Origin of the sequence: Synechococcus sp. BIOS-E4-1 (assembly GCF_014279995.1) — a bacterium.
Lineage (GTDB): Bacteria > Cyanobacteriota > Cyanobacteriia > PCC-6307 > Cyanobiaceae > Synechococcus_C.
This window is the reverse complement of record NZ_CP047935.1, coordinates 1,865,430-1,888,595: the sequence shown is the minus strand read 5'-3', so window position 1 is coordinate 1,888,595 and position 23,166 is coordinate 1,865,430. Positions and strand designations below refer to the sequence as shown.

Genomic DNA, 23,166 nt, shown 5'->3' with positions numbered 1-23,166 from the left:
CCTGGCATGAGCGCTGTTGCGAATCAGTCGATCCCTGTTCTGGTCACCGGAGCGCTGGGGCGCATGGGTGCCGAGGTCATCCGCGCCGTTCAGTCCTCAACGGACTGTCATCTGGTGGGGGCAGTCGATACGACACCGGGCAAGGAAGGAGCAGATATCGGCGAACTGCTGGGTCTCGGTGCCATGGAGGTGGCTGTGACAGCAGACCTGGAGGGCTGCCTGTGCGCCACCAGTCAGGCGGTTCGGGATGCCGGTCCCGGCCAGGGGGCAGTGATGGTGGATTTCACCCATCCATCCGTTGTTTACGCGAACACCCGAGCAGCCATCGCATATGGCGTACATCCTGTGATCGGCACCACAGGCCTTTCTCCCGAGCAACTCAAGGATCTGCAGAGTTTTTCTGAGAAGGCTTCCGTCGGCGGCGCGGTGATTCCCAACTTTTCGGTGGGCATGGTGCTGCTCCAGCAGGCCGCGGCTGCAGCGGCACGTTTCTATGACCATGCCGAGCTCACCGAGCTGCATCACAACCGCAAGGCCGATGCTCCCAGTGGGACCTGCATCAAAACCGCAGAGCTGATGGAGGAGCTCGGCAAGACATTCAATGCTGCAGAGGTTGATGAGCATGAGTCGCTCGAGGGCAGTCGCGGCGGGGAACGCCCCAGCGGTCTGCGTCTGCACTCCCTGCGCCTGCCGGGACTGGTGGCTCACCAGGAGGTGATGTTCGGCGCGCCTGGTGAGACCTACACGCTTCGCCACGACACAATTGATCGCGCCGCCTACATGCCAGGTGTGCTGTTGTGCATCCGCAAGGTGAGACAGCTCCCAGGCCTCGTTTACGGCCTGGAGAGGCTGATCTGAGTTTTCATGCTGATTCCACTCCGTCCCGGCGAGCTGCAGACGTTGATTCCGGCAGTGGCGACCGGCACTCAGTTCAGGTTTGCCCTGGGAGATCCACGCAAGATCCTCCAGCGGCTCCTGATCTCAGGGATCGGAGGTGTGATCACACTGTTGATCAGTCAGAGCCTTTCCTTCAACCGCTGGGGTTCCTTCTGGCTCGTTGCCGGTGTGGTGTTGCTTCTCTACATCCTTTGGGGTCCGATCCTCGAGGCTGGGCGCAGGAATGCGTCATTGCGCCGATACCCTTCGGCCGCTCTTTTCGAGGGGGAGGTGATTGAGGCCTACACCAGGGAACGTGTGGAGAATCAGCGTGAGCAAGCTGATTCCAGCGGTCGGCTGGAACTGGTTGAGAACCGCAGAACCTGGCTGATCCTTGAGCTTGCGGATGAAGACGGCTACCTGGGGCGAGTCAGTTTTCCCATGATCAAGACCCATTCAGCGATTCGTGTCGGCGTGCTGGTTCGCTGCATTGTTCTCAGTGACCGCAAGGATTTTTCCAGTGTTGGCGCCCTCACTGATGTGTGGCTGCCGCAACTCAAGCTCTGGGTTGGGGAATACCCCTTTCTGCTCAGACCGGCATTTGAGGATCTCTGCAGATTGCGTTTGCGTAAAAGTTCTTAATAATGCGTTACGCTGCGTAAAGAAGTCAGGTTGATCATGTCCCAGGTTCCTTCCAGCGCTCCCGCTATCCGCGGCGCCACCGTGACCACAGAAGATGGTGGTCGTCTCAACGCCTTCGCAACAGAACCCCGCATGCAAGTGGTGGATACGGAGAGCGGCTGGGGCTTCCACGAGCGCGCAGAAATGTTGAATGGCCGCATGGCCATGCTCGGTTTCGTTGCATTGCTCGCCACGGAATTCGCTCTGGGTGGCGAAGCTTTCACCCGTGGTCTTCTCGGCATTGGCTGATTGTTTGATGTGTTGACGGCTGATCCTCAAATCAGAGACTCCGCTGTCAAAGCAGTCCATCACCAGTTCCGCATCGTTGGAGCTGGTCCGACTGGAGCCCTGTTGGCGCTGGGTTTAGCGCAACAGGGCTTTTCTGTTGTTCTTCACGATCGCTTGAGCGCTGAGTTGCTGTTGAATCGCAGCCGCGCTTACGCCATCACGCACTCGTCCAGGCGTCTTCTGCAAGGTCTTGGCCTTTGGGCTGGCTTGCTGGATCAGCTGGAGCCCTTTCGCACTCTGCGGCTTGATGACTGCTCCGCCCATCGCACAGCCTGGTTCAACGTTCGCGATCTGCGACCTGGCAATCGCAGCTCGGAGGCGATTGGTTGGATTCTTGACCATCGCCCCCTGATGCATCTTCTGCTCGAAAGGCTTGAGGCCTCAGATCAGGTTGTGCTGCAATTGAATGACGCCAAGCCAGCAGAAGAGGCTCTCACCACCGCTGGGCCTTGCCAGTGGATCGTCGCTGCGGATGGCCCGCGTTCCACGCTGCGTCGTTGCGCTGAGGTTCCCTTCTGGTCCCATGCCTACCAACAGGGTTGCCTGACCGCAAAGCTCCGCTTGACGGGAGCGGATCAACTTTGTGCTTACGAACTGTTCCGTCCTGAAGGCCCTATGGCCGTTCTGCCGCTTGGACAGGACCGTTATCAGGTGGTCTGGAGTGCACCGCTGCAGCGATGTCGAGACCGAGCTGCGTCCTCTAGCGCAGAGCTGTTGTCGGCCCTGAACGAAATCCTGCCTGATGGGCTCAACGCCGTTCAGCTGCTCGATGATCCCGGAGCGTTTCCACTGGAGTTGAGTCTGGCGCCGCGTCTCCACCGTGATTCCTTGCTTCTGGTGGGAGAAGCAGGTCATCGCTGCCATCCAGTGGGTGGACAGGGTTTGAATCTTTGCTGGCGTGATGTCAGTGACCTCTTACACCTGACCGAGGCGATGCGATGCGGAGAGATGGCGTTTCCATCACTGGCTCGGCGCTATTCCCGTTGTCGTCGTTTCGATCTTGCTGGTGTTTTGCTCGCGACGGACCTGCTGATTCGTTTCTTTTCCAATCACAATCCGCTGCTGATGCCTTTCAGGCGCCTCGCGCTTTTCATGTTGAAGCACGTCAGCTGGATTCGACGCCTGAGTCTGTCCGCGATGACCGATGGCCCGGGCGCCTTGCTGAAACCGCTGCCAAAATGAGCATCTCGCTCTGCAGTTGATGGTCATCAGCAGTGATCCACAGCCAGTGGCTTCCCGCGCGTTGATTGGCTTTCTGCAGCAGCGGCTGGGATTGAGTGAGAACGCCATCAATCTCGGCATTCGTCAGGCCCATCTGGAGCAGGCTCCCCTTCCTGTTGTTCTCTGGAGTTTTGGATTGCTGAACCTCACGCAATATCAGGAGGTTCTGGATTGGCAACAGCAGCAGGATTAAACGTCCCTGGTGATGAGCTGCGTGGTTGACCGTCCAGCCTCTTGCTCTGAATCAGTCGTAACGGATGAGTGATGTGACAGGAAGCTCCTCCGGCAATCGACTTCGTCCGGCCAGACCTGCCAGCTCAATGACAAACCCGCAGCCCACGAGCTTTCCTCCAGCCTTTTGAATCAGTTCAACACTGGCTGCTGCCGTTCCACCTGTTGCAAGCAGATCGTCCACCAGCAGGACACGGGATTCATCCGCCAAAGCATCGGTCTGGATTTCAAGACGATCGGAGCCATATTCAAGGGTGTAATCGACACCCGTCACATCGCCTGGAAGTTTTCCAGGTTTTCTGACTGGCACAAAGCCAATCCCTTTTTGGGTTGCCAGAGGAGTGCCCACGATGAAGCCCCTGGACTCAATGCCCACAATCAGGTCTGGTTGGAGTTGGTCGCAGACGTCGCCAAGTTGCTGCATCACTGCGCTCCATCCATGGGGATCGCGCAGCATTGGCGAGATGTCGCGGAACAGAATTCCTGGTTTTGGGAAGTCCGGCACATCGCGAATGAACTGACGAAGATCCACAGGGTGGTGACGCAAAGGCCTCAACCCTGGCATCATCGCAGCCATGACCGATGTCACTGCTGAGGCGGCTCCAGATCCGTCGATCCCTGAAGCGGTTCTTGGCCGCCGTGCTCTCGAGCGCCTAGATCTGCTTCTGCTCACTGTTGAATCTCTTGACCTGAACGGAGGGGAGGCCATGCTCTGGGCGACCCGTCAGCTTGGCTTTGAAACAATCTTTCCCAATCGGGTTGAGCTCTGGAAACGTCGCTGCCATAACCCGCTCAGGCGTTCCACGCGACGTGGTCAACTCAGTGCTGTGGAAACAGAGGCCTTGATCAGGATCCTCTGCGTGATGGCCGACCGTCTCTATCCGATGCTTCACCAGTTGCTCTCCAGCAAAGAGCCTCGGGAGCTCACTCGCCAGCGCTGGGAGCTGGTCCATCAGCGTCTGCGCGACCTGATTGAAGAGCGCATGAATCTGCGGCGTGGAGCCATTCAGCGCTTCCTCGGCAGCGCGCCCGAAGGCCCGCTGCAGCGGCAGCTGGTGTTGACCCTGGCACTTGCTGCTGGCCCCGGTGGGGTGGATCGTCTCCGCGCCAGTCTTCTTGATCCGACCCCCTGAATGGTGATGCTCAAACAGTCCTACCGCTACGACCAAACCACTGCACGACTAGAAGTTGAAGGCTTGCCTGACTTTTCAGCCGGTCATGCAGATCAGGCCATCGGAATTCTTTCCACTTGGCGCTTGAAAATTGTCGGTGCCTCAGAGCTGGAGGGAAAACGCGAACATCTGGAAGCGTTGATGCAGGTGGTGATTCCCTATGTGCGTCTGCGTCTTTCAGGTGTGGTTCGGTCTTTAGGAGCGCTGAACGATCCAGTGAGGCTGGTCCCTGATGGGTCTCAGCATCGTCTTGATCTCACCAGCGGCCAGCCGGATATTCCGCCACTGTCCATCCATCTTGATGATGCTCAACTGGCCGATCTCGTTCGTTGTCTTGATGCCTTGCGAAGCGATGGTCGTGTCTGTCTTGCCTGGCCATCGATTCAGCATGAACCACTTCATCGCCGCGATCTTGTTGAGCGGATCCCTTTGACGCAAAGGCTGACAGCTCCGCTGCTTGGAGGTGCCGCCGTTGTGGTGTTGGGCGCCTTGGGGATTCTGCTGCCATTGCCTGAAGTGCAATCTCCAAAGCCTGCTCAGGTCCCCGAGGTCACAACAGACACTCCGATCAGCGATCCTGCACAACCTGATCAAGAGCGTTGACCTCTGAGCCAGGCAGCTCAGAATGACCCGAATGCCTGAGCTTTCGCATAGCAGTGAGTCCGTCCAACCTCAAGAGTTCTGTTGTTTGGATCGCTGAGTTCTTGCCGTCAGCGTCTCTCTGCTTTTTGATCGCCTTTGAGCGCCGGTCACTGAGTACCCGCCTCGCTCAGGAGACGGCGTCATGAATTCCCCAAATCTGAGACCTCTTAGTGCTGTGCCAAAGACTCGGAGAGTGTTCAGAAAGCGCCCCCGGTCGAGGGCTGTTTCAGTCGGCCGTCAGATGCTTGAGGGTGTTTTATTGCTGGCCCTTGGTTCAGGGTTGCTCGCATTTCTGAGCTGGTTGCCTGAGAAGGTCGACGCCATGGTGGTGGTCAGCGAAGCCATTGCTGATCTGATCCGAGGCCTGGGACAGCTGCTGGAGGCCTTGCTTGGTCTGGCCGCGGTCATCCTGATTGCCATGCTTCTTCTCGCAGGCCTTTTGGCTCTGGTGTCTGGAGTGTTCCGCCTGGTTAAATCCTTTACACGGTTGTTCAGCTCTGAGCGGCCCAAGCCGAGTCAAGTGATTCAGCGTCGATCCAGGCCCAGACGTTGAGCATCCTTGGCGGCAAGCATCAGTCGCGAAAAACATCAGTCATGAAAAACATCAGTCGCCAAAAACATCATTCGCGAACAACATCATGGGCGCGGAGCGAGCGAACGCTGCACCGTCCACAGTTCCTCAAGTGTTAGTCCGCCATCGGCGTCGAGATCGAAACTCACAAAATTTCTGCTCAACCAAGGTAGTGATTGGCATTCATGCCGGTCGATCCGACCATCACCATTGCGATCGGCCTGATGGAAGCGTTTCTGCAGCCGCTGACCACTGGGATGAGGGCTCAGGGGTCTGAGATCTTTCAGCAGCAAGTAGCCCCGTGAATCAGGCCGTTGCAGTCGTCTCTCGAAATACGGCCGACCCCGGACTTCTCCCGTTTCCAGCCGACCGTCACCGTTGACATCCATTCGGATGAACAGTGCCTCCATGCGTTTCCCATAGACCTGAACATGCCGTGGGCTTGCCAGAACAGCGGAGAACAGGCCAAGACTTTGCAACCCGAACAGCACGAAAGCCATCAACACCGGTTGTGACAAGCACTTCGCCATTCGTTGAGCATATGGAGATTGGGCGACATGGACATGTCTGAGTCGTGACAGTGATCCGATCAGCTGTGACAAGGTTCGTTTCAGCGCGACAGGAGGCAAAGGGATCCATACGATCAGTGCAACTTGAAGCATCGACAGAACTCATGCCCCGCACTTCGATGATCTGGGTGGTCGATGATGACCCTGATTTGCGTCAGATGGTTGGGACCTATCTGCTGGATCAGGGGTATGACGTCCGCAGCCTCAGCGATGTGAAGCAGCTTGAGGCTCGGCTGGAATTTCAGCGACCTGATCTGATCGTGCTCGACCTGATGATGCCCGGGGATGATGGGCTGACAGCACTGCGTCGTCTCAGGGATGCCGGAGATGACCTGCCGGTGGTGATGCTCACGGCCCGAGCAGAGGGCGTTGACCGGATCATTGGTCTGGAGCAGGGGGCTGACGATTACCTGGCCAAACCTTTTCTGCCGCGTGAGCTTTCAGCTCGGATTGAAGCGGTGTTGAGGCGGCGCAGTGCCCTGCCCGCAGGCACACCTCTGGCTGAGGGTGGCGATGTGGTGTTTGGAGACAACGTGCTGGATCTGGCTGCCCGCACGCTCACCCGTGAAGGCAAGCCTGTTGTCATTACCAGTGGCGAGTTCAGCCTGTTGGCGTCCTTTGTTCAGCACCCTCATCGCCCTCTCTCGCGCGAGCGGTTGATTGAGCTGGCCCGTGGACCCGGCTGCGATACTGACAGCCGCAGCATGGATGTTCAGGTTTCAAGAGTGCGCAAATTGGTGGAGCCGGATCCAACCCGCCCGCGCTACCTGCAAACAGTCTGGGGTTATGGCTATGTGTTCGTACCTGACGGCCAGCCGCGATCCCGCTGATTTCTCTTTCACGACTGTTGTCGATGCCTTCCCGTCCTTGGCAGAAGCGTTTCACTGCTTTGCTGGGCTGGGGAGGACTGGCCCTCGGTAGTTCGGCCTTTTGCCTGGTGGTCTTCCAGGCTCTCTTCGGTCGTCAACTGGAGCAGTTGCAAACCATTCAGCTCGGCAGAGAGCTAGCCCTGAACGTGCGACTCACTGAGCTGGCACTCGAGCGTTATCCACCTCATCTGGTCGCGGAACTGAGCGGTCTTGATCTCGAGGTCACGGTTCGCCCGAAACCCGCACCTCTGCCACCCTCAGCGGCTTTCAAACGTCAGGCAGATGCGTTGCAAATTCAGCTTTGTCAACGACTCTCCCATTGCCCAATGGTCTTGCCCGACCGGGCTGCCCGCGGAGAACGTAGCGTCTGGATCGAACTGATTTCCCCTCTGGAGCCCATCTGGCTGCGTGTGGACGTGCCCTCGATGATGCATTGGCCTCCGGAACCAACACTGCTCGGACTTTCCCTCGTGGGCGCTGGCATCATCTGCGGTGGCTTGTTTCTGCTGGTGGAGGTGGAGGCACCTTTGCGTGGGTTAGAGAAAGCGCTTTCCAGAGTCGGTGAAGGCGAGGACCCTGATGCTGTCGCGGCTCGTGGAGCTCCTGAGGTCCAGCGCCTCACTCAGCGTTTCAACGCCATGGTGGAGAGGCTGGCTGACAATCGTCGAGAGCGGGCCACCATGCTTGCCGGGATCGCGCATGATCTGAGAGCACCGATCACCCGTCTTCAGTTCCGTCTGGCCATGCCACAGCTCTCAGCAGATGAGCGGGAGCGTTGTGCTGGTGACCTTCAATCTTTGGAGAGAATCACTGGACAGTTTTTGCTGTTTGCCGGCGGTGGTGACAGTGAAACATCGGTTCAAGTTCCCCTGGATCAATTGCTGGCGGAGGTGGCCAGCAGCCATCCGGCAGATCAATTGCGTCTTGATCTGGCTCCGCTGTCCGTTTCGGTCAAACCCGTTGCCCTCGGTCGTGCAATCGCCAACTTGATTGATAACGCTTTCTCCTATGGAGTGGCCCCTGTCACTCTGCGTTTGCATGTCGAAAATGAACGCTGCTGTATCGATGTCTGGGATCAAGGCAAAGGGATGCCTGCCCAGCAATGGGAAGAGGCTTTGCAGCCCTTTCACCGCCTTGATTCATCACGCGGTCAGCAGGGCCATTGCGGTCTAGGGCTAGCCATTGTGTCTCATGTCGCCCGTTTGCATGGCGGCAGGCTGGAGTGCATCCATCGCGCCAATACCGATTCAGGCACTGATCTAGGCAGGTTTGCGATCCGTTTCAGCCTGCCTTGGCCGGATGGTCAGTCCGCGTCACTGGCGAGCTGAAATCTGAGAAAAACTGGAGCTGTTGGTGAGCTAGTCACGTCTTCTGCCACTAATAGGAACGGATTTGTTCAGAACATGGGCAACAAGGACAAGAGCAAGGCAAAAAAACACGATCAAGCCAAGGACAAAAGTCGGTCAGGCCGCGCCTCTGAAGTTGCTCTTGCAAGCCTCGGCGGCAGTGCACAGGACATTGACAGTCCATCAGAGCTGCTTGGCGATCTCATGGAAGATCAACATCAAAAGATTAAAAGGCTGAACAAGAAGCTTTATGAGGCTGAATTGATCCGCCTGCAGACTGATCTGGTCAGAATGCAGTACTGGATTCGTGAAACCGGCTATCGGATGATCGTTCTCTTTGAAGGGCGTGATGCTGCTGGAAAAGGCGGCACGATCAAACGATTGACCGAACCACTGAATCCAAGAGGTTGCAGGGTTGTGGCATTGGGAACACCAACGGAGCGCCAAAAAAGCCAGTGGTATTTCCAGCGCTATGTGGAACATTTTCCTGCTGCTGGTGAGATTGTTGTATTCGATCGAAGCTGGTACAACCGAGCCGGTGTTGAGCGTGTGATGGGCTTCTGTAGCCCTGAACAGGTCGAACAGTTTCTTGATGATGCTCCTGAATTTGAACGGATGCTGGTGCGCAGCGGCATTCTTGTTCTCAAGTATTGGTTTTCTGTCAGCGACACCGAGCAGGAAATGCGTTTTCAGTCGCGCATTGATGATCCCACACGCCGTTGGAAGTTGAGTCCGATGGATCTTGAGGCTCGTAATCGTTGGGTTGATTTTTCAAGGGCAAAGGATGAAATGTTTACGCGAACTAATATCCCTGAGGCTCCATGGTTCACTGTTGAAGCAGATGATAAGAGGAGAGCCAGACTCAATTGTCTTCGCCATGTACTCACTAAGGTGCCATGGGAAGACATGACTCCACCTGGGATCAAGCTTCCTCCCAGACCCAAAAAAGGTGATTATGCACGCCCTCCCATTAACGAACAATTCTTTGTTCCTAATGGCTACCCCTATTGAACAAGGTTCAGGTTAAAATAAGGATGGAATGTTGATCATTTTTGATCCAAATTCAACTCTTTGGTTGTAAAATATTTGTTTCTTGTGGCTAGATCGTTTTGCAGTAGTAGCAATCATCCAGTCATGCTTGACAAAGTTTATGGTCAAACTTCGTGCTGTTGATCTATGGTAATGACAAACCCTGATGGCCTTTATCGTAATTTGGTTGAAAGTTTTTTCTAGAGAATAGGACTCTCTTTATCTAAACATCGGGTCTTTCTTCTGGCCAGTCAGGCCTGCTCATAGTGCTTTAAGTAGATGAAGGGTGTATATGGTTGTCCGCAGAGGCAGAATCAAGACCACTAGCATGACGCAAATTTTTTTTGATCCATGTCTGATGCATCAGTCAGCTATTTCACAATAAAATGTATTGAGCTAAAGAGTTCGATTGCGGATGGATACGAGAAAGACAGCCTTGAAAGATTCCTCAACCAATACATTAGTCGAGGTGTTCAAGGCCCTGTTCGATATTTTTGCGGATCAGAGATCGAAGTTTATGCAAAAATCAGAGTGGTTATGGAATTCATGCAACAAGACTTGGCGTCTGTGAATGAAATTTTTGAGATGATTCAATTCATAGAGCTCGAACAGTGGTTCCTTGATTCCAACACAGGAAATGTTTCTCCCGGGCTACTGAGTCAAGCCATTTCTGGCGAGAATCGAGTTGCCTAGTCGCGCCATTGCTCGCGTTGTGAATAATTAATGGCCGTAAAATTGATGGGTACTAATTTTTATAATATTGCCAATTAATTGTTTCTCGATCGGATGAATTGAGATTTGTTTTGTGTTTTTGTGGCAAATTTAAAGGTGCTGGAAAACCATGGGGTTGATAAGCTCATGGCTTACTATTCATTCAATTCGTTCAATAATAGATTAGATATTTTCAGGCCGATTTTGCTTAGACCACATCTTCGAACAACTCATCTTCGCCATAAAACAACCACGGCTGACCACTGTCGAGACGGTTGCGTTTCATCCAAGCGGTGAAGCTTTCAACGTCCTCCTGTTGAGGCAGAGTTTCGTTTGAATTTTCGTTCATAGAGAGTAATCTGGCCAGAAGCAGTGATCATCACGTGTGATTTCATGCAACGAGCCGTGACTGTTTGATCATTCTCAGGTTCCTGCCACTGAGCTCAGATCGTGCATTGGTTTGTGCACTGGTCAGGCATTCCAAGCAAAGGCTCATGTCATCTGCTGTTGCTGGCTGCCTCTTATTTCGGTCTGATTCGCGCTGAAGTCAGGAGGAGTGCTGGCACGATTGATGGATGAATCCTCCGGATAGACCAGTGGATCCACAGTCGTCCCTCATTATTCGTGATAATTAACGTGTCTGGATTCCTTGCCTCAGACATTTGTTCTCAGTCGGGGCGATAGGGATACCGCCCCGTTTTTTATTGGCGTTGGGATTCGTCCAACGATCTCTCTTGAGTAGAACATCACATGGATGGATGAGCAATTTCATGTCAATCAAGAAGCAAGAACTCTAGACAACTCGTTGATTGCTATCAATCTGTGGCTTGCCCGGTTGAGCTTTCGGTGAGTTCCGATCGCATATTTTGGCTTGTTTTGGCTTTGGCCCATCTTGATCAAGTAAATATTTGATTTGTGATCTTGTTGATCCTCTTTTTTTCCTGTGACTCATGCAGGAACAGCTGATTCTTCATTATGTTTCGGATATGACATGGAGCTTAAAAGCACTTGACATCTTGCTTGTTGACGTAATGATATTAAAAATTCCTTCCAAACAATGTTTATCACTGTTTTCGGTCAGAAAGGAGGAGTTGCAAAAACATGTACGAGCGTTCATTTTGCTGCCATTTGGGCCCATCAACAAAAGAAAGTTGCTTTGATTGATGCGGACAGAAATCGATCGGCAACTGCTTATGCAGCACGTGAATTGCTTCCCTACCCCGTGATTCCCATTGAAGCAGCAGCTAAAGCAGCTAGAGGTGCGGATATTGTTGTGACAGATGGTCAAGCAAGCAGCAACGAAGAAGAACTTAAAAATCTTGTTGAAGGCTCTGATATTATTGTCCTTCCTACGACTCCTCAGAGTCGCTCGTTAGAATTAACTGTTGAAATGTCGACGTTGTTAAACAATTATCGTATTCCTTATGCTGCTTTGTTGGTTAAGGTTGATTCGCGTAAAAAATCTTCAGCAGATTCAGCCATTGAAATCCTTGAAGGTTTTGGTATTCATGTTTTAAACTCTCAAATTCCTCTTTTAAGCGCTTTTGAGAGTGCTGAAACCAATGGTGTCACGGTGGATCAGTCTGTTGATAAAAGAGGTCGAGCACATTCAAGGCGCATGATGGGTTGGTATGCCTATGACAAAGCTTGCATTGAGATTGAAGACCTTTATCAGACTCATCGAGAAAAAAATATCTCTTCAACTCCAATAGGTTGGGACTTTACACCCCTGGAACATAGAGCTGCATGATTAAATCATCATTACTTTGATTGATTAGAATGTAATGTTTTCCAAAATATTAGTCGCAGATTTCACAGTAAACAATTAGTAAAAAGATATCGGGATCGAATTCCCTTCAGTAAATGTACTTGTTTCGCTTTAAATTGTTAACCGGCAATGGTGATTCTCGATGATTGCATCCAACTTGTGGATATCGATGTCATGATGCAGAACAGACAATAAAAAAACCGATGGCAATTCATGGAAATACCATCGGGTTTTAAGTTTATTGGATTTAAGAGGTGAAGATCAAACCGTATATCTGATAGAATCCAAAAGCAACAACCCAGGCAACGATCATTGATACAGCAACAGAAAATAGGGTGAACCTGGCTGACTTTGTTTCACCCCAAATGGTTGCAACAGTCGTTAAGCATGGAACGTACAGAAGGCTGAAAAGACAGTAACTGAAACCTTGCCGGAAGTTGATAGCACCTCCCAGTGTTGTTTTGAGTGCATCACTTCCTTCACTCAATCCATACATTGTCGCAACTGCAGCCAATTGAACTTCCTTGGCGACGAAGCCAATAATGAGTGAAACAGTCAACAACGGATTGATGCCCAAAGGAGCCATCAAGGGTTGGAAGAAAGTTCCGATTTGTCCTGCGTAGGTATTCAATCCTTCGGATCCACCAGGATAATTAGTAAGGAACCAAGTGATCGTCGTACCAATAATCATGAAGACTGATAGTTTTTGAACGAACGTCTTCATTTCACTCCATACATTCAATGCAACTTGTTTGAATGTTGGAGTTCTGTAAGGGGGCAATTCAATGACAAACGGATCTTTTGACTTGAACTGTCCACTGGCATTGAAAATCATCGCCATCACAAATGCCACGATAAAGCTGATGATGTAAAGCAGCCATAGGGCTACAGCACCCAAATAGCTGGGCAGGATGATTCCCAGGAAGAAAACAAAAACTTGTAGTCTTGCAGAACATAATGCGAATGGGATAACCAGAATCGAAAGCAATCTCTGACTGCGTGAACGAATGGTTCTTGTTCCCATGATCGCAGGGACATTACAGCCAAATCCAAACAACTGCATGACGAATCCTCGGCCGTCAAGACCTGCCTTGCGCATGATGTTGTCCATCAGATATGCAGCTCTTGAGAGATAACCACTGTCTTCGAGAGCCGTCATCACCACAAAGAAGAAGGCAACAAGTGGCACAAAGCCGAGCAACGAAGCGAATCCTGTATAAGGTCCACTAATTACAAAATCTTTAACGATCTCAGGGAGAAAGCTCAATCCTGGTTCTAAGACAGTTGCTTGTAACCAATCCGTGAAGTCCCCAACCGGATCCTGCGCTGGCATGCCCACATTCCAGATAAAGAGGAAGAGGGCCAACATGGTCAGGAAAAAGATTGGCAATCCGAAAATCGGATGCAGAAGCACTGCATCCATTCGGTTCGTAAATGTCACCAGATTTTCTGGTGGCATTTCAATACCTTGATCTAGGGATTCTTGAATTTCTTCATCGCTAATCTTATTCTCTCGGCAGAATTCAACAAGCTCGGATACCTTGTATGAATCTTTGATGTCGTTAACAGTATTCCAGATCCCATCGATTGCCAGACTGCAGCCAGCGCCGTATTTTGCACTGATCGTAAAGACAGGCATTTCAAGGTACTGAGACAGCTTCTAGGTGTTAATTTTCACCCCAAAGCGTTTAACCTCATCAGCCATGTTGAGTGCAACTAAACTCGGAATACCAAGTTTTTTGAGTTGCAGTGGAATAAGTATTTGTCTATCAATCTGAGATGCATTAACAACGCAAACAACTAAATCAAAATTGTATTGCTGTAAAAAATCCTGAACAACCTTCTCATCCTCAGTGAATCCATCGAGATCGTAGATTCCAGGCAGGTCGACAAATTCGACGGTTTTCCCATCGCGTTCAACTTTCGCCTGCATGAAATCAACCGTCAAGCCAGGCCAGTTAGCGACTCCTGCAGTCGCGTTGGTGACACGATTGAAGAAAGTTGATTTACCTGTATTAGGTTGACCTATAAAAACGATCCTTGGTAATTCGTTTTTTGTCTGGATTGTTTTACCAGTTTCTGCGGTGATCATGATGAAGTTTTAGAACTAGTTGAAAAAGAATGAAGGGACAGGGTCATGATTTTTTGGTGTCTAAGACATCTGTGATTTCAACCAGAGCTGCCTCAGACTTTCGTATAGCAATTTCAGTGGTGCTGCCAACTCTTACTTCGTAAGGATCTCCACCAGGAGCCTTGCGCATTACTCGTACCGTTCTACCTTTCCTTATTCCCATTGCTTCCAGACGATCCTTGAAGGAATTGCTCAAGTCACTTCCGTCGCTACTGACACCAACGACTGTTGCTGAATGATGGACGTCTAACTCACTTAAGTTCATTTGCGTGGATGGGCTGTTGCAACTCTGTAAAAATGCTAGAGCTCTAAGATTGATCTGGCAATTAAAGAAGACTGAAAAATGACTGAAAAGGACTACTTCGGTAGAATTTTTTACTGATGATCTTTGCACTTTTTTTCGAAAAACAAGCAAATCCTTTAGATGCGTTCTGAGATTAGGACTGAATTGTCACATTTGATACCTCGTAGTTGATGTTGCTTGTCGACCTCTGAATCGCTGCTAATTTGAGATTTGATTGTATGTAATCATGCTGATTATTGAAATTGAACTGCTCATTGCGCTTGTGCTTGTTTTAATAGCAATTACCCGTCGTACTGCAATTACGCAATGGCTTGCCAATAGAAGATATCAAATTGGTCTTAAGCGAGCTAGGAAGTTGTTCCAATTATTGGATCAAAAAGACGGTCAAAATGCGATTACTAATCACTTGCTCGAAGAGGGTCATTTTTTACGAGCTAAGCGAAGAGTAGGGGATTTTTATTGTATCCCTGATGAAGATATCGATGGTGAGAAACAAGATATTATGCTCAGGATGTCACACAAGAACGAACCACGCTGGGTCGCTCTTCGTAGGCTTTACATCAGCTCAATTCAGGATGGTTACTTCAAGAAGTCAGTGATTGACATTCCTGCCCTTTGGGACCGTGAGTTCGATGTAACTTATGAACATTGGAAAGATAATTTGTCTGGAACGATCCAAAGAGACGAGCAAGAAGATGCTTGGATCGTTGCTTAAGACCTGAATGTGAATATGCTCTTTGATTTAATTACCTTGGCCTGTTCAGGGCCAAGGTTTTTCACTCGTTTTCATTGTTATTTGACTTGCTGATTTTTGTTTTTTTGTTTTCAGTAAGTTTGAAATTGAATGGAATAGCGCTTCAAGAAGGTGTCCGAAGCTCCTCAGCAGGCGTTTAATGCCTAAATTAGGCATTTTGCCACATTTGCTGCAATGGGGCATCAGTTTGACTCATACACAATTAACCTTAACCGGAGAGGTCGCTGAAAACCCTATTCTTTTGATTTCTTTTCTGTCCTTGGCTGACGAGTTCGGTCATGATAATGATGGTCTTCAATTTTTCGATCCGCACGTTCTGCTGAGTTTCAGTCAGCTCACTTTGGCAGAAATTGTTACCTGGCCTTCTTTGTATTTGCTTAAGGCGTTTTCTTGTCAGCTCGTCTTTGCCTTGGTCACCCTGTTGTTCCGGTTTTCAAGGCATTTTATATCTGGTGGAGGCTTATCAGAGAATTCTCTTGTGATTTTCTGCAGCAAGCTTGATCTCTCGTCCTGTCATTGTTACCCTGTTGCCAGTAATCTTACTTTGGCTACAGATGAGAAAAGAGTATCAACATCTTGCTAAAAAAATGTCTCTTGGTGAGCAGATGGTCTTTGAAAACGAGTTTGAATTACGTTGCAGACAGCCCTCTTTAGGTGTCGTCTATGCCCTGCTTCTGGGATGGTTTGGTTTTCATCGATTTTGGTTGAATGATCGCAACAGTGGTATTATTTTCCTTGTTTTTTCGTGGACATTGTTGCCTGCGCTTTTTTCCATCTTTGATGCTCTTTGTATGCGCGAATTGTGCACGGGCTATAACAATAAACTTGCAAAACAATTATATGATGATATCAAGAAGATTAGCCCTTATTGAGTTCCAAGTTTTCCCTCCTGACTCACTGGTCTCCTGAGTCTTCCTTGTGCGACTGCATTAGACGGCTTTGTGAATCATTTGAATGCAGGATTGTTTCGACCCCTTGCGGTCTCGATCTTTCTTCTTAATATTTGTGTTCCTCTTTTTTTGGTGTGAGGAATCCCATGAAACTTTTCAAGCAACTGCTAGTTGCTCCTGCTGCCCTGGGCCTTTTGGTACCTGCGGTGTCTAACGCCTCTGAAATGAACGTGAGCGGCGTTTCCAGTTATGCATCCGTATCGCACGATTCAGCGGCAGAGGAGCAGGTCACCAGCATCACCCAGTTCTCTGACGTCTACCCGACCGACTGGGCCTATCAGGCTCTCAGCAACCTGATTGAGCGCTACGGCTGTGTTGCCGGTTATCCCAACGGCACCTACCGCGGCAATCGTGCCATGACCCGCTTTGAGGCGGCCGCACTGTTGAACGCCTGTCTCGACCGCGTCACCGAAGTGACCGACGAGCTCAAGCGCCTCATGAAGGAGTTCGAAAAGGAACTCGCCATCGTCAAGGGCCGTGTTGACGGTCTGGAAGCTCGTGTTGGCGAACTGGAAGCAATGCAGTTCTCCACCACCACCAAACTCGAGGGTCAGACAAGCTTCGTGCTTGGTGCCAACACTTTTGGTGGTGATCTCAATGAATACGACCTGTTCGGGCTCAACGACGTCTTCGAATTGGGTCTGACCACTACTGAGATCAATGACTTCCTCTTAGATCCTGACGACGGTCTATTTGAGAACACTCCGTTCAGCGATCAATCCATTGTTGAGCTGTTCTACAGCGGTCAGAATGCTCAGGACTATGAGAACAGAGAGTTTGGAGCGACAACTTTCAACTACGACACGCAGATCAACCTCAATACCAGCTTCACTGGTAAGGATCTGCTGACGACAACGCTCCGAGCCGGCAATTTTGGAAATACAGCGTTTTTCGGCGCTCCTTCCTCTCTGTCGACTCTCGAAGTCGCTTCAGATTCCCTGGATGGCGGCAACAGCAGTGATTCGATCTACATCGACAAGATCTTTTACACAGCTCCGATCGGAAGCAGTTTCAGCTTTGTGGTTGGTGCCAACGTCGGTCAGGATGACATGATGCCGATGTGGCCATCTGTTTATCCCTCCGGTGATGGCAACACGGTTCTTGATGTCCTGACGCTCAACGGTGCACCTGGTGCTTACAACAAGACCCAGGGACCTGGTGCCGCACTCAATTACGAAAAAGATGGTTTTGTGGCCGGCGTTCAGTACGTTTCTCAAAACGGCATGGACGGCAATCCTCAGGAGGGAGGAATTGCTACGGATGGTTCAGCTGGAGTCGGTACTGTTCAGATCGGTTATCAGGCTGAGCAATGGGGCATTGCTGGTGTTTACTCGTACCTGCAGGATGCCTCGCTCGTTCCCTACTCCACTGCGTTTACCCAGCTGAGCTATATCCTCAGCGATGCGACGAGTGACAGCTCTCTGAATGCCTTTGCCCTTTCCGGTTATTGGCAGCCCGAAGATACAGGTTGGATTCCTGCAATCAGTGCGGGTTGGGGTATCAACACTCTGAACGATACCGATGGTTCCCCTGATCGCATTGTGACAACTTCCCAGTCCTGGCAGGTTTCACTGCACTGGGATGACGCATTCCTGCAGGGCAACAGTCTTGGTTTCGCGGTTGGACAACCAACATTCGCGACTGCACTGAAGGGCGGGGAAACTCCGTATGACGGGAATTATGTCATGGAGGCCTACTACGGTTTTCAGGTTACGGATAACATCACTGTGACTCCAGCAGTCTTTTATCTGAGCCGTCCTTTGGGTGAATTAACTTACCTTGGCCGTGGTGGAAAAGATGGCACCTTCAATCAGTTCGGTGGAGTGCTTCGCACAACATTCACCTTCTGATCAAACAATTTCTGTTTGATTGGTTGATCAGGCATCTCTGCTATCAACCGATGAAGATTCGAGCCGACCTGTCTTTCCGGTCGGCTTTTTGTTTGACTGATCAGGACCATCATTCCTTTCAATGACATTCTGTTGTGCAGGCATGAATTTTCCCCATGAGTGAACAGACCTCTCAGACGCATCCGCTCTATGCAACGGATCGTGATCAGGTGGATGCTTTGCTCGGTCATCAGGGCGATCCAGGCCCTGAGCAGCTCACTGTGGCGGCAAGACTTGTGATGCGATACGGCGATTTCCCAGGCGCCGATGACATTAAACAGGATATCCAGAAGGTGGTTGCCGGCTGGGGACTCGATTCCCAGAGCCTCAACGCCCGTTGCCGTGAGATCTGGACCAGTGGTTGGAAGCCTGGTCAGCAGCTTGATAACGAACTCGGTTCTGGTGCTGATGTGGCCGATCAGGAGGGTTAATCGTTGCTGCTTTGTGTAGGCCCAGGTGTGAACCGAGGCCTACGCTTGAATGACTTGACTGATGCCTCAGGAAGGAGTCGGCAGAACCTTGCCCTCTCTGGCTTCCTGTGCAACGCGGCGCAGATCTTCGCAACCTTCCTTCAGTGTGGGGTAGGCGAACATGCCGCTTCCCGCAATGAAGCAATTGGCGCCTGCCGCGCAACACTGGGAGATGGTCCAATTGGCCTTGATTCCACCGTCGACTTCAATATCAACGGTGAGACCACGTTCATCGATGGTTTTTCTCAGTTGTGAAATCTTGTCGAGCATGGTGGGGATGTAGGCCTGACCACCAAAACCAGGATTCACTGTCATCACCAGCACGTGATCGACCATATCGAGCACGTTTTTGACCATCTCCATCGGTGTATGGGGATTCATCGCAACGGAGGGACTCCCCCCGAGCTGTCGAATTCTGCCAAGCACTCGGTGCAGGTGTGTGTTGGCTTCGACGTGAGCAATGACAACGCCAGGTTCTCCGTTGGGCCCCTTGCTTGCATCGACGTACTGCTCAAGCATCGTTTCCGAGTTGTATTGACTGACCATCAGCTGGGTCTCAAATTTCACATTGCAGTATTTGCGGCATGCCTTGATCAGTTCAGGGCCGAACGTGAGATTCGGAACAAAGTTGCCGTCCATCACGTCAAACTGAATCCTGTCGACACCAGCGGCTTCGAGATCCTTCACGCACTGGCCCATGGCAGCCCAATCAGCGGGCAGCACCGATGGAATGATCTGAATCGGGCGTTCGGATGCGGTCATGGAGGCTCTGAAAACTCGGGGGACTTTAGGGAAGCGCCATGAACTCAGGCTTGCTCGAAGTCACTGATACAGTAAGCCGCGCTTTTGAGCGAAAAGCCCAGTGGCGCCAAGTCCTGAGAGCTGCTCCTCACCGCATCTAGTTCCCCGCCGCACTCAAGTGGATCGCACTCTCATCCAGGAAATTCTCGAGGTTGTTGAGCAGGCAGCCATCGCCTCTGCTCGCCTCACAGGCCTCGGCAAAAAGGATGAAGCCGATGCTGCAGCCGTAGAAGCCATGCGTCAGCGCATGGGCCAGATTCAGATGCAGGGTCGAATTGTGATCGGGGAAGGCGAGCGTGATGAAGCTCCCATGCTCTACATCGGCGAAGAGGTTGGCAGCGGTAATGGCCCTGGAGTGGACTTCGCAGTTGATCCCTGCGAAGGCACCAACCTCTGCGCTAACAATCAGCGCGGTTCGATGGCTGTGCTGGCGGCGTCCGATCGTGGCGGCTTGTTCAATGCGCCTGACTTCTATATGAAGAAGCTGGCGGCTCCCCCGGCGGCTAAAGGCAAGGTCGACATCCGCAAGTCGGCAACCGAAAACATCAAGATTCTCAGCGAATGCCTCGGACTGGCTGTTGACGAGCTCACCATCGTTGTGATGGACCGGACGCGCCACAAGGATCTGATCGCGGAAATCCGTTCAACTGGAGCCCGTGTTCAACCCATCTCAGATGGAGATGTTCAGGCCGCCATTGCCTGTGGTTTCGCCGGTACGGGCACCCATTGCCTGATGGGCATCGGTGCAGCCCCGGAGGGTGTGATCTCCGCAGCTGCCATGCGTGCTCTGGGTGGACATTTCCAGGGTCAGCTTGTTTATGACCCCGCCGTGGCCCAAACCAAGGAATGGGCTGATCTGACCAAGGAGGGCAACCTGGCTCGCCTGGCAGAAATGGGCATCAGCGATCCAGACAAGATCTATGAGGCTGATGAGCTGGCATCCGGCGAGCATGTGGTGTTTGCCGGCAGCGGTATCACCGATGGTCTGCTGTTCCACGGCGTTAAGTTCGAAAAGGACTGCACTCGTACCAGCAGCCTTGTGATCAGCAATCTCGATGACACCTGCCGTTTCACCAACACGGTTCACATCAAGGAAGGTGCACAGAGCATTGCTCTGAGCTGATCTCCTTCTTCAAGCAGCGAGGGTTTTCCATGCACATCGCCGTTGTCGGCCTCAGTCATCGAACGGCACCGGTCGAAGTGCGCGAAAAGCTCAGCATTCCTGAGCAAACCATGGAGGAATCCCTGCAAAATCTGCGGGGGCATGACCAGGTGCTTGAGGCTTCGATTCTCAGCACCTGCAATCGCCTTGAGATTTATACCCTTGTGCGCAATCCTGAACTGGGAATTTCGGCTGTCAGGGAATTTCTTAGTGGACATTCCGGACTGGATACCGGAGATCTGAAACCTCACCTGTTCACATTCCACCACGAGGATGCCGTTGGTCATCTGATGAGGGTTGCAGCCGGTCTTGACAGCCTGGTCCTCGGAGAGGGGCAGATTCTGTCCCAGGTCAAGAAAATGATGCGCCTGGGCCAGGAGCACAAATCGCTCGGCCCGATCCTTAATCGCCTGCTCACGCAAGCTGTGAGCACGGGGAAAAGGGTTCGCAGCGAAACCAATCTGGGTACCGGTGCCGTCTCCATCAGCTCTGCAGCTGTTGAACTCGCCCAGTTGAAGCTGGGGCAGAGCCGTGCTGTGGACGATCTGGTCACCCTTGAGGATGAACAGGTGGCCGTTGTCGGTGCCGGACGGATGAGCCGTCTTTTGCTTCAGCATCTGAAAGCGAAGGGTGCTTCAGGTGTGGTTGTTTTGAACCGCACCGTGAGCCGGGCACAGGCCCTCGCTGCCGACTTCCCTGATCTTCCAGTGCAGTGTCGTTCATTGGACGATCTTGATCACTGCCTGAGTACCTGTTCGCTGGTCTTCACCAGCACGGCTGCAGATGATCCAATCATTGATGCCAATCGATTGCAGCAGTTGAATCGTCGCAGCTCACTGCGGCTGGTGGATATCGGTGTCCCTCGCAACATTGATGCTGATGTGGAAGGGATCACCGGGGTTGAGGCTTTCGACGTCGATGATCTCAAGGAAGTTGTCGAACGCAATCAGGAAGCCCGTCAGCAGGTGGCTCGAGAAGCACAGGGACTCCTCGATGAAGAAGCGCGGCTTTTTCTGGAATGGTGGGACAGCCTGGAGGCAGTCCCAACCATCAATCGACTGCGTTCTTCTCTGGAGTCGATCCGGTCAGAGGAGCTGCAAAAGGCGCTCAGTCGCATGGGACCGGATTTTTCTGCTCGTGAGCGCAAGGTTGTGGAAGCTCTCAGCAAGGGCATCATCAACAAAATCCTGCACACCCCTGTGACTTCACTGCGTGCACCTCAGCAGCGCAGCGAAAGACAAAATGCGCTGATTGTGGTCGAGCGCTTGTTCGATCTGGTTCAGGATGATGAGCAGGAGCGCTGAGTCATTTCCGGCACTGAATTTCCCTGTCTAAATCTGATTCCCAGCATTCTTGTCGGATCTGGCCCATGCATCGGTTGGGAGCCCCAAAAGTCCGGTAGGTTTGCCCGGCAAAGCCGATCTGCGGGGGCGGCATGAAGCGTGTTCTGGCCATCATTCTGGGGGGAGGAGCGGGAACGCGTCTATACCCCCTTACCAAGATGCGGGCCAAGCCCGCTGTTCCTCTGGCCGGCAAGTACCGACTGATCGATATTCCGATCAGCAACTGCATCAACTCCGACATCAACAAGATGTACGTGATGACGCAGTTCAACAGTGCTTCCCTGAATCGTCACCTAAGCCAGACGTTTAATCTCAGTAATTCCTTCGGTGGCGGATTCGTCGAGGTCCTTGCCGCTCAGCAGACTCCCGACAGTCCTTCCTGGTTCGAAGGTACCGCTGATGCAGTGCGCAAATATCAGTGGCTGTTTCAGGAATGGGATGTTGACGAATATCTGATCCTGTCCGGGGATCAGCTGTACCGCATGGACTACAGCCGTTTCATTGAGCATCACCGACGCACTGGAGCCGATCTGACTGTTGCGGCACTGCCAGTTGATGCCAAACAGGCTGAATCCTTCGGTCTGATGAGAACGGATAACGACGGCAATATTCAGGAATTCCGCGAAAAGCCGAAGGGTGACTCCCTGCTTGAGATGGCCGTGGACACAGCCCGCTTCGGGCTCAGTCCCGAATCCGCTAAGGAACGTCCCTATCTGGCTTCGATGGGGATCTACGTGTTCAGTCGTCAGACACTCTTCGATCTTCTCGATGGCAACACCAACCACAAGGATTTCGGCAAGGAAGTGATTCCTGAATCGCTTGCTCAAGGTGACAAGCTCCAGAGCTATGTCTTCGATGACTACTGGGAAGACATCGGCACGATTGGTGCGTTCTATGAGGCCAACCTTGCTCTGACGCAACAACCAAAACCCCCATTCAGCTTCTACGACGAGAAATTCCCGATCTACACACGGCCGCGTTATCTGCCTCCGAGCAAACTTGTTGATGCTCAGATCACCAATTCAATTATCGGCGAGGGGTCGATTCTGAAGTCGTGCAGTGTTCATCACTGCGTTCTTGGTGTCCGCAGCAGGCTTGAGTCTGATGTGGTGCTTCAAGACACCCTCGTCATGGGTGCTGATTTCTTTGAGTCCAGCGAAGAGCGTGCAGTGCTCAGAGAGCGTGGTGGTATCCCCCTCGGGGTGGGCCAGGGCACCACGGTCAAGCGTGCCATTCTCGACAAAAACGCGCGCATTGGTTCCAATGTCACGATCGTGAACAAGGACAATGTTGAAGAAGCCGATCGCGCCGAGCTGGGCTTCTACATCCGTAATGGGATCGTGGTCGTTGTAAAAAATGCATCGATTCCTGATGGAAGTGTGATCTGA

At 51.9% G+C, this 23,166-nt stretch carries 27 protein-coding genes; 20 read left to right on the top strand and 7 right to left on the bottom strand.

What is annotated here, in order from left to right; translation table 11 throughout:
* Positions 1-6: 6 nt before the first annotated feature.
* Genes dapB through SynBIOSE41_RS10195 form a run of 5 tightly spaced genes read left to right on the top strand, consistent with a single transcriptional unit; the run spans position 7 to position 3,259 of the window.
* On the top strand, positions 7-858 hold the full coding sequence (dapB, locus tag SynBIOSE41_RS10215; protein WP_186537743.1) for a 4-hydroxy-tetrahydrodipicolinate reductase: 852 nt from the start codon (positions 7-9) through the stop codon (positions 856-858).
* 6 nt (positions 859-864) lie between these two features.
* Positions 865-1,518 carry a hypothetical protein gene (locus SynBIOSE41_RS10210; protein ID WP_186537742.1) on the top strand — a complete coding sequence of 218 codons (654 nt, stop codon included), beginning with the start codon at positions 865-867 and terminating at the stop codon, positions 1,516-1,518.
* 36 nt (positions 1,519-1,554) lie between these two features.
* Positions 1,555-1,806: a chlorophyll a/b-binding protein gene (locus SynBIOSE41_RS10205; RefSeq protein WP_066905395.1), complete on the top strand. Its 252-nt coding sequence runs from the start codon at positions 1,555-1,557 to the stop codon at positions 1,804-1,806.
* Between the two features lie 12 nt (positions 1,807-1,818).
* Positions 1,819-3,027 carry an FAD-dependent monooxygenase gene (locus tag SynBIOSE41_RS10200; protein ID WP_255475705.1) on the top strand — a complete coding sequence of 403 codons (1,209 nt, stop codon included), beginning with the start codon at positions 1,819-1,821 and terminating at the stop codon, positions 3,025-3,027.
* A gap of 19 nt (positions 3,028-3,046) precedes the next feature.
* Positions 3,047-3,259, top strand: coding sequence for a DUF2949 domain-containing protein (locus SynBIOSE41_RS10195; RefSeq protein WP_066905397.1), 213 nt, complete (start codon positions 3,047-3,049; stop codon positions 3,257-3,259).
* Positions 3,260-3,310: 51 nt separating this feature from the next.
* Here the strand turns inward: SynBIOSE41_RS10195 and SynBIOSE41_RS10190 are convergent, their stop codons facing one another.
* Positions 3,311-3,874 carry an adenine phosphoribosyltransferase gene (locus tag SynBIOSE41_RS10190; RefSeq protein WP_186537741.1) on the bottom strand — a complete coding sequence of 188 codons (564 nt, stop codon included), beginning with the start codon at positions 3,872-3,874 and terminating at the stop codon, positions 3,311-3,313.
* Between SynBIOSE41_RS10190 and SynBIOSE41_RS10185 the strand changes: the two genes are divergently transcribed.
* The 3 genes from SynBIOSE41_RS10185 (at position 3,873) to SynBIOSE41_RS10175 (ending at position 5,664) form a co-directional block, all read left to right on the top strand.
* Positions 3,873-4,430, top strand: a complete 558-nt coding sequence (locus tag SynBIOSE41_RS10185; protein WP_186537740.1) for a DUF3038 domain-containing protein — start codon at positions 3,873-3,875, stop codon at positions 4,428-4,430. The genes SynBIOSE41_RS10190 and SynBIOSE41_RS10185 overlap by 2 nt on opposite strands.
* The gene (locus tag SynBIOSE41_RS10180) at positions 4,431-5,072 is read left to right on the top strand and encodes a DUF4335 domain-containing protein (RefSeq protein WP_231856979.1); all 642 of its coding nucleotides are present in this window, start codon (positions 4,431-4,433) and stop codon (positions 5,070-5,072) included.
* A 280-nt stretch (positions 5,073-5,352) separates the two neighbouring features.
* Positions 5,353-5,664: a hypothetical protein gene (locus SynBIOSE41_RS10175; RefSeq protein ID WP_255475704.1), complete on the top strand. Its 312-nt coding sequence runs from the start codon at positions 5,353-5,355 to the stop codon at positions 5,662-5,664.
* 83 nt (positions 5,665-5,747) lie between these two features.
* Here the strand turns inward: SynBIOSE41_RS10175 and SynBIOSE41_RS10170 are convergent, their stop codons facing one another.
* On the bottom strand, positions 5,748-6,212 hold the full coding sequence (locus tag SynBIOSE41_RS10170; protein ID WP_370594120.1) for an EF-hand domain-containing protein: 465 nt from the start codon (positions 6,210-6,212) through the stop codon (positions 5,748-5,750).
* A gap of 143 nt (positions 6,213-6,355) precedes the next feature.
* Here SynBIOSE41_RS10170 and SynBIOSE41_RS10165 point away from each other — a divergent pair, with 143 nt between their 5' ends.
* The 4 genes from SynBIOSE41_RS10165 to SynBIOSE41_RS10150 all read left to right on the top strand — a co-directional run bounded on the left by SynBIOSE41_RS10165 (position 6,356) and on the right by SynBIOSE41_RS10150 (position 10,188).
* Positions 6,356-7,081 carry a response regulator gene (locus SynBIOSE41_RS10165; RefSeq protein ID WP_186537738.1) on the top strand — a complete coding sequence of 242 codons (726 nt, stop codon included), beginning with the start codon at positions 6,356-6,358 and terminating at the stop codon, positions 7,079-7,081.
* Between the two features lie 23 nt (positions 7,082-7,104).
* Positions 7,105-8,448: an ATP-binding protein gene (locus tag SynBIOSE41_RS10160; protein ID WP_186537737.1), complete on the top strand. Its 1,344-nt coding sequence runs from the start codon at positions 7,105-7,107 to the stop codon at positions 8,446-8,448.
* 75 nt (positions 8,449-8,523) lie between these two features.
* Positions 8,524-9,477 (top strand): polyphosphate kinase 2, encoded by a 954-nt coding sequence (gene ppk2, locus SynBIOSE41_RS10155; protein ID WP_186537736.1) that lies wholly within the window; start codon positions 8,524-8,526, stop codon positions 9,475-9,477.
* A 369-nt stretch (positions 9,478-9,846) separates the two neighbouring features.
* Positions 9,847-10,188: a hypothetical protein gene (locus SynBIOSE41_RS10150; RefSeq protein ID WP_186537735.1), complete on the top strand. Its 342-nt coding sequence runs from the start codon at positions 9,847-9,849 to the stop codon at positions 10,186-10,188.
* 226 nt (positions 10,189-10,414) lie between these two features.
* On the opposite strand, the gene SynBIOSE41_RS10145 is transcribed toward SynBIOSE41_RS10150, so the two are convergent.
* A complete protein-coding gene (locus SynBIOSE41_RS10145) occupies positions 10,415-10,555 on the bottom strand; it encodes a hypothetical protein (protein ID WP_186537734.1) in 141 nt (46 codons plus the stop codon).
* Positions 10,556-11,263: 708 nt separating this feature from the next.
* On the opposite strand from SynBIOSE41_RS10145, the gene SynBIOSE41_RS10140 reads away from it, so the two are divergent.
* On the top strand, positions 11,264-11,956 hold the full coding sequence (locus SynBIOSE41_RS10140; protein ID WP_186537733.1) for a ParA family protein: 693 nt from the start codon (positions 11,264-11,266) through the stop codon (positions 11,954-11,956).
* A gap of 265 nt (positions 11,957-12,221) precedes the next feature.
* On the opposite strand, the gene feoB is transcribed toward SynBIOSE41_RS10140, so the two are convergent.
* From feoB to SynBIOSE41_RS18380, 3 genes are read right to left on the bottom strand one after another with little or no spacing between them, the layout of a single operon-like run.
* Positions 12,222-13,613 carry a ferrous iron transport protein B gene (feoB, locus tag SynBIOSE41_RS10135; RefSeq protein WP_255475703.1) on the bottom strand — a complete coding sequence of 464 codons (1,392 nt, stop codon included), beginning with the start codon at positions 13,611-13,613 and terminating at the stop codon, positions 12,222-12,224.
* Positions 13,614-13,634: 21 nt separating this feature from the next.
* Positions 13,635-14,066 carry a FeoB small GTPase domain-containing protein gene (locus SynBIOSE41_RS18095; RefSeq protein ID WP_255475702.1) on the bottom strand — a complete coding sequence of 144 codons (432 nt, stop codon included), beginning with the start codon at positions 14,064-14,066 and terminating at the stop codon, positions 13,635-13,637.
* Positions 14,067-14,109: 43 nt separating this feature from the next.
* Positions 14,110-14,370 (bottom strand): FeoA family protein, encoded by a 261-nt coding sequence (locus tag SynBIOSE41_RS18380; protein ID WP_186541076.1) that lies wholly within the window; start codon positions 14,368-14,370, stop codon positions 14,110-14,112.
* 265 nt (positions 14,371-14,635) lie between these two features.
* Between SynBIOSE41_RS18380 and SynBIOSE41_RS10125 the strand changes: the two genes are divergently transcribed.
* The 4 genes from SynBIOSE41_RS10125 to SynBIOSE41_RS10110 all read left to right on the top strand — a co-directional run bounded on the left by SynBIOSE41_RS10125 (position 14,636) and on the right by SynBIOSE41_RS10110 (position 18,433).
* Entirely contained in the window at positions 14,636-15,124 is a 489-nt protein-coding gene (locus SynBIOSE41_RS10125) for a hypothetical protein (protein ID WP_186537732.1), read from the top strand.
* 536 nt (positions 15,125-15,660) lie between these two features.
* Positions 15,661-16,035, top strand: a complete 375-nt coding sequence (locus SynBIOSE41_RS10120) for a TM2 domain-containing protein (RefSeq protein WP_186537731.1) — start codon at positions 15,661-15,663, stop codon at positions 16,033-16,035.
* A gap of 164 nt (positions 16,036-16,199) precedes the next feature.
* Positions 16,200-17,963 carry an iron uptake porin gene (locus SynBIOSE41_RS10115; RefSeq protein WP_186537730.1) on the top strand — a complete coding sequence of 588 codons (1,764 nt, stop codon included), beginning with the start codon at positions 16,200-16,202 and terminating at the stop codon, positions 17,961-17,963.
* 155 nt (positions 17,964-18,118) lie between these two features.
* Positions 18,119-18,433: a DUF3288 family protein gene (locus SynBIOSE41_RS10110; protein ID WP_186537729.1), complete on the top strand. Its 315-nt coding sequence runs from the start codon at positions 18,119-18,121 to the stop codon at positions 18,431-18,433.
* Positions 18,434-18,499: 66 nt separating this feature from the next.
* Here the strand turns inward: SynBIOSE41_RS10110 and rpe are convergent, their stop codons facing one another.
* A complete protein-coding gene (gene rpe / locus SynBIOSE41_RS10105; RefSeq protein ID WP_186537728.1) occupies positions 18,500-19,234 on the bottom strand; it encodes a ribulose-phosphate 3-epimerase in 735 nt (244 codons plus the stop codon).
* 157 nt (positions 19,235-19,391) lie between these two features.
* Between rpe and glpX the strand changes: the two genes are divergently transcribed.
* From glpX to SynBIOSE41_RS10090, 3 genes are all read left to right on the top strand, one after another.
* Positions 19,392-20,396 carry a class II fructose-bisphosphatase gene (glpX, locus tag SynBIOSE41_RS10100; RefSeq protein WP_186537727.1) on the top strand — a complete coding sequence of 335 codons (1,005 nt, stop codon included), beginning with the start codon at positions 19,392-19,394 and terminating at the stop codon, positions 20,394-20,396.
* Between the two features lie 29 nt (positions 20,397-20,425).
* On the top strand, positions 20,426-21,739 hold the full coding sequence (locus SynBIOSE41_RS10095) for a glutamyl-tRNA reductase (protein WP_186537726.1): 1,314 nt from the start codon (positions 20,426-20,428) through the stop codon (positions 21,737-21,739).
* 131 nt (positions 21,740-21,870) lie between these two features.
* Positions 21,871-23,166, top strand: coding sequence for a glucose-1-phosphate adenylyltransferase (locus SynBIOSE41_RS10090; protein ID WP_066905437.1), 1,296 nt, complete (start codon positions 21,871-21,873; stop codon positions 23,164-23,166).

Coding starts and splice junctions, on each gene's coding strand:
- dapB (WP_186537743.1), top strand. CDS start 7: ATGAGCGCTGTTGCGAATCAGTCGATCCCTGTTCTGGTCACCGGAGCG.
- SynBIOSE41_RS10175 (WP_255475704.1), top strand. CDS start 5,353: ATGCTTGAGGGTGTTTTATTGCTGGCCCTTGGTTCAGGGTTGCTCGCA.
- SynBIOSE41_RS18095 (WP_255475702.1), bottom strand. CDS start 14,066: ATGATCACCGCAGAAACTGGTAAAACAATCCAGACAAAAAACGAATTA.
- SynBIOSE41_RS10150 (WP_186537735.1), top strand. CDS start 9,847: ATGTCTGATGCATCAGTCAGCTATTTCACAATAAAATGTATTGAGCTA.
- SynBIOSE41_RS10205 (WP_066905395.1), top strand. CDS start 1,555: ATGTCCCAGGTTCCTTCCAGCGCTCCCGCTATCCGCGGCGCCACCGTG.
- SynBIOSE41_RS10195 (WP_066905397.1), top strand. CDS start 3,047: ATGGTCATCAGCAGTGATCCACAGCCAGTGGCTTCCCGCGCGTTGATT.
- SynBIOSE41_RS10115 (WP_186537730.1), top strand. CDS start 16,200: ATGAAACTTTTCAAGCAACTGCTAGTTGCTCCTGCTGCCCTGGGCCTT.
- SynBIOSE41_RS10125 (WP_186537732.1), top strand. CDS start 14,636: ATGCTGATTATTGAAATTGAACTGCTCATTGCGCTTGTGCTTGTTTTA.
- SynBIOSE41_RS18380 (WP_186541076.1), bottom strand. CDS start 14,370: ATGAACTTAAGTGAGTTAGACGTCCATCATTCAGCAACAGTCGTTGGT.
- SynBIOSE41_RS10185 (WP_186537740.1), top strand. CDS start 3,873: ATGACCGATGTCACTGCTGAGGCGGCTCCAGATCCGTCGATCCCTGAA.
- SynBIOSE41_RS10090 (WP_066905437.1), top strand. CDS start 21,871: ATGAAGCGTGTTCTGGCCATCATTCTGGGGGGAGGAGCGGGAACGCGT.
- SynBIOSE41_RS10140 (WP_186537733.1), top strand. CDS start 11,264: ATGTTTATCACTGTTTTCGGTCAGAAAGGAGGAGTTGCAAAAACATGT.
- ppk2 (WP_186537736.1), top strand. CDS start 8,524: ATGGGCAACAAGGACAAGAGCAAGGCAAAAAAACACGATCAAGCCAAG.
- SynBIOSE41_RS10165 (WP_186537738.1), top strand. CDS start 6,356: ATGCCCCGCACTTCGATGATCTGGGTGGTCGATGATGACCCTGATTTG.
- SynBIOSE41_RS10210 (WP_186537742.1), top strand. CDS start 865: ATGCTGATTCCACTCCGTCCCGGCGAGCTGCAGACGTTGATTCCGGCA.
- SynBIOSE41_RS10095 (WP_186537726.1), top strand. CDS start 20,426: ATGCACATCGCCGTTGTCGGCCTCAGTCATCGAACGGCACCGGTCGAA.
- feoB (WP_255475703.1), bottom strand. CDS start 13,613: ATGCCTGTCTTTACGATCAGTGCAAAATACGGCGCTGGCTGCAGTCTG.
- SynBIOSE41_RS10160 (WP_186537737.1), top strand. CDS start 7,105: ATGCCTTCCCGTCCTTGGCAGAAGCGTTTCACTGCTTTGCTGGGCTGG.
- SynBIOSE41_RS10180 (WP_231856979.1), top strand. CDS start 4,431: ATGGTGATGCTCAAACAGTCCTACCGCTACGACCAAACCACTGCACGA.
- rpe (WP_186537728.1), bottom strand. CDS start 19,234: ATGACCGCATCCGAACGCCCGATTCAGATCATTCCATCGGTGCTGCCC.
- SynBIOSE41_RS10145 (WP_186537734.1), bottom strand. CDS start 10,555: ATGAACGAAAATTCAAACGAAACTCTGCCTCAACAGGAGGACGTTGAA.
- SynBIOSE41_RS10190 (WP_186537741.1), bottom strand. CDS start 3,874: ATGGCTGCGATGATGCCAGGGTTGAGGCCTTTGCGTCACCACCCTGTG.
- SynBIOSE41_RS10110 (WP_186537729.1), top strand. CDS start 18,119: ATGAGTGAACAGACCTCTCAGACGCATCCGCTCTATGCAACGGATCGT.
- SynBIOSE41_RS10170 (WP_370594120.1), bottom strand. CDS start 6,212: ATGGCGAAGTGCTTGTCACAACCGGTGTTGATGGCTTTCGTGCTGTTC.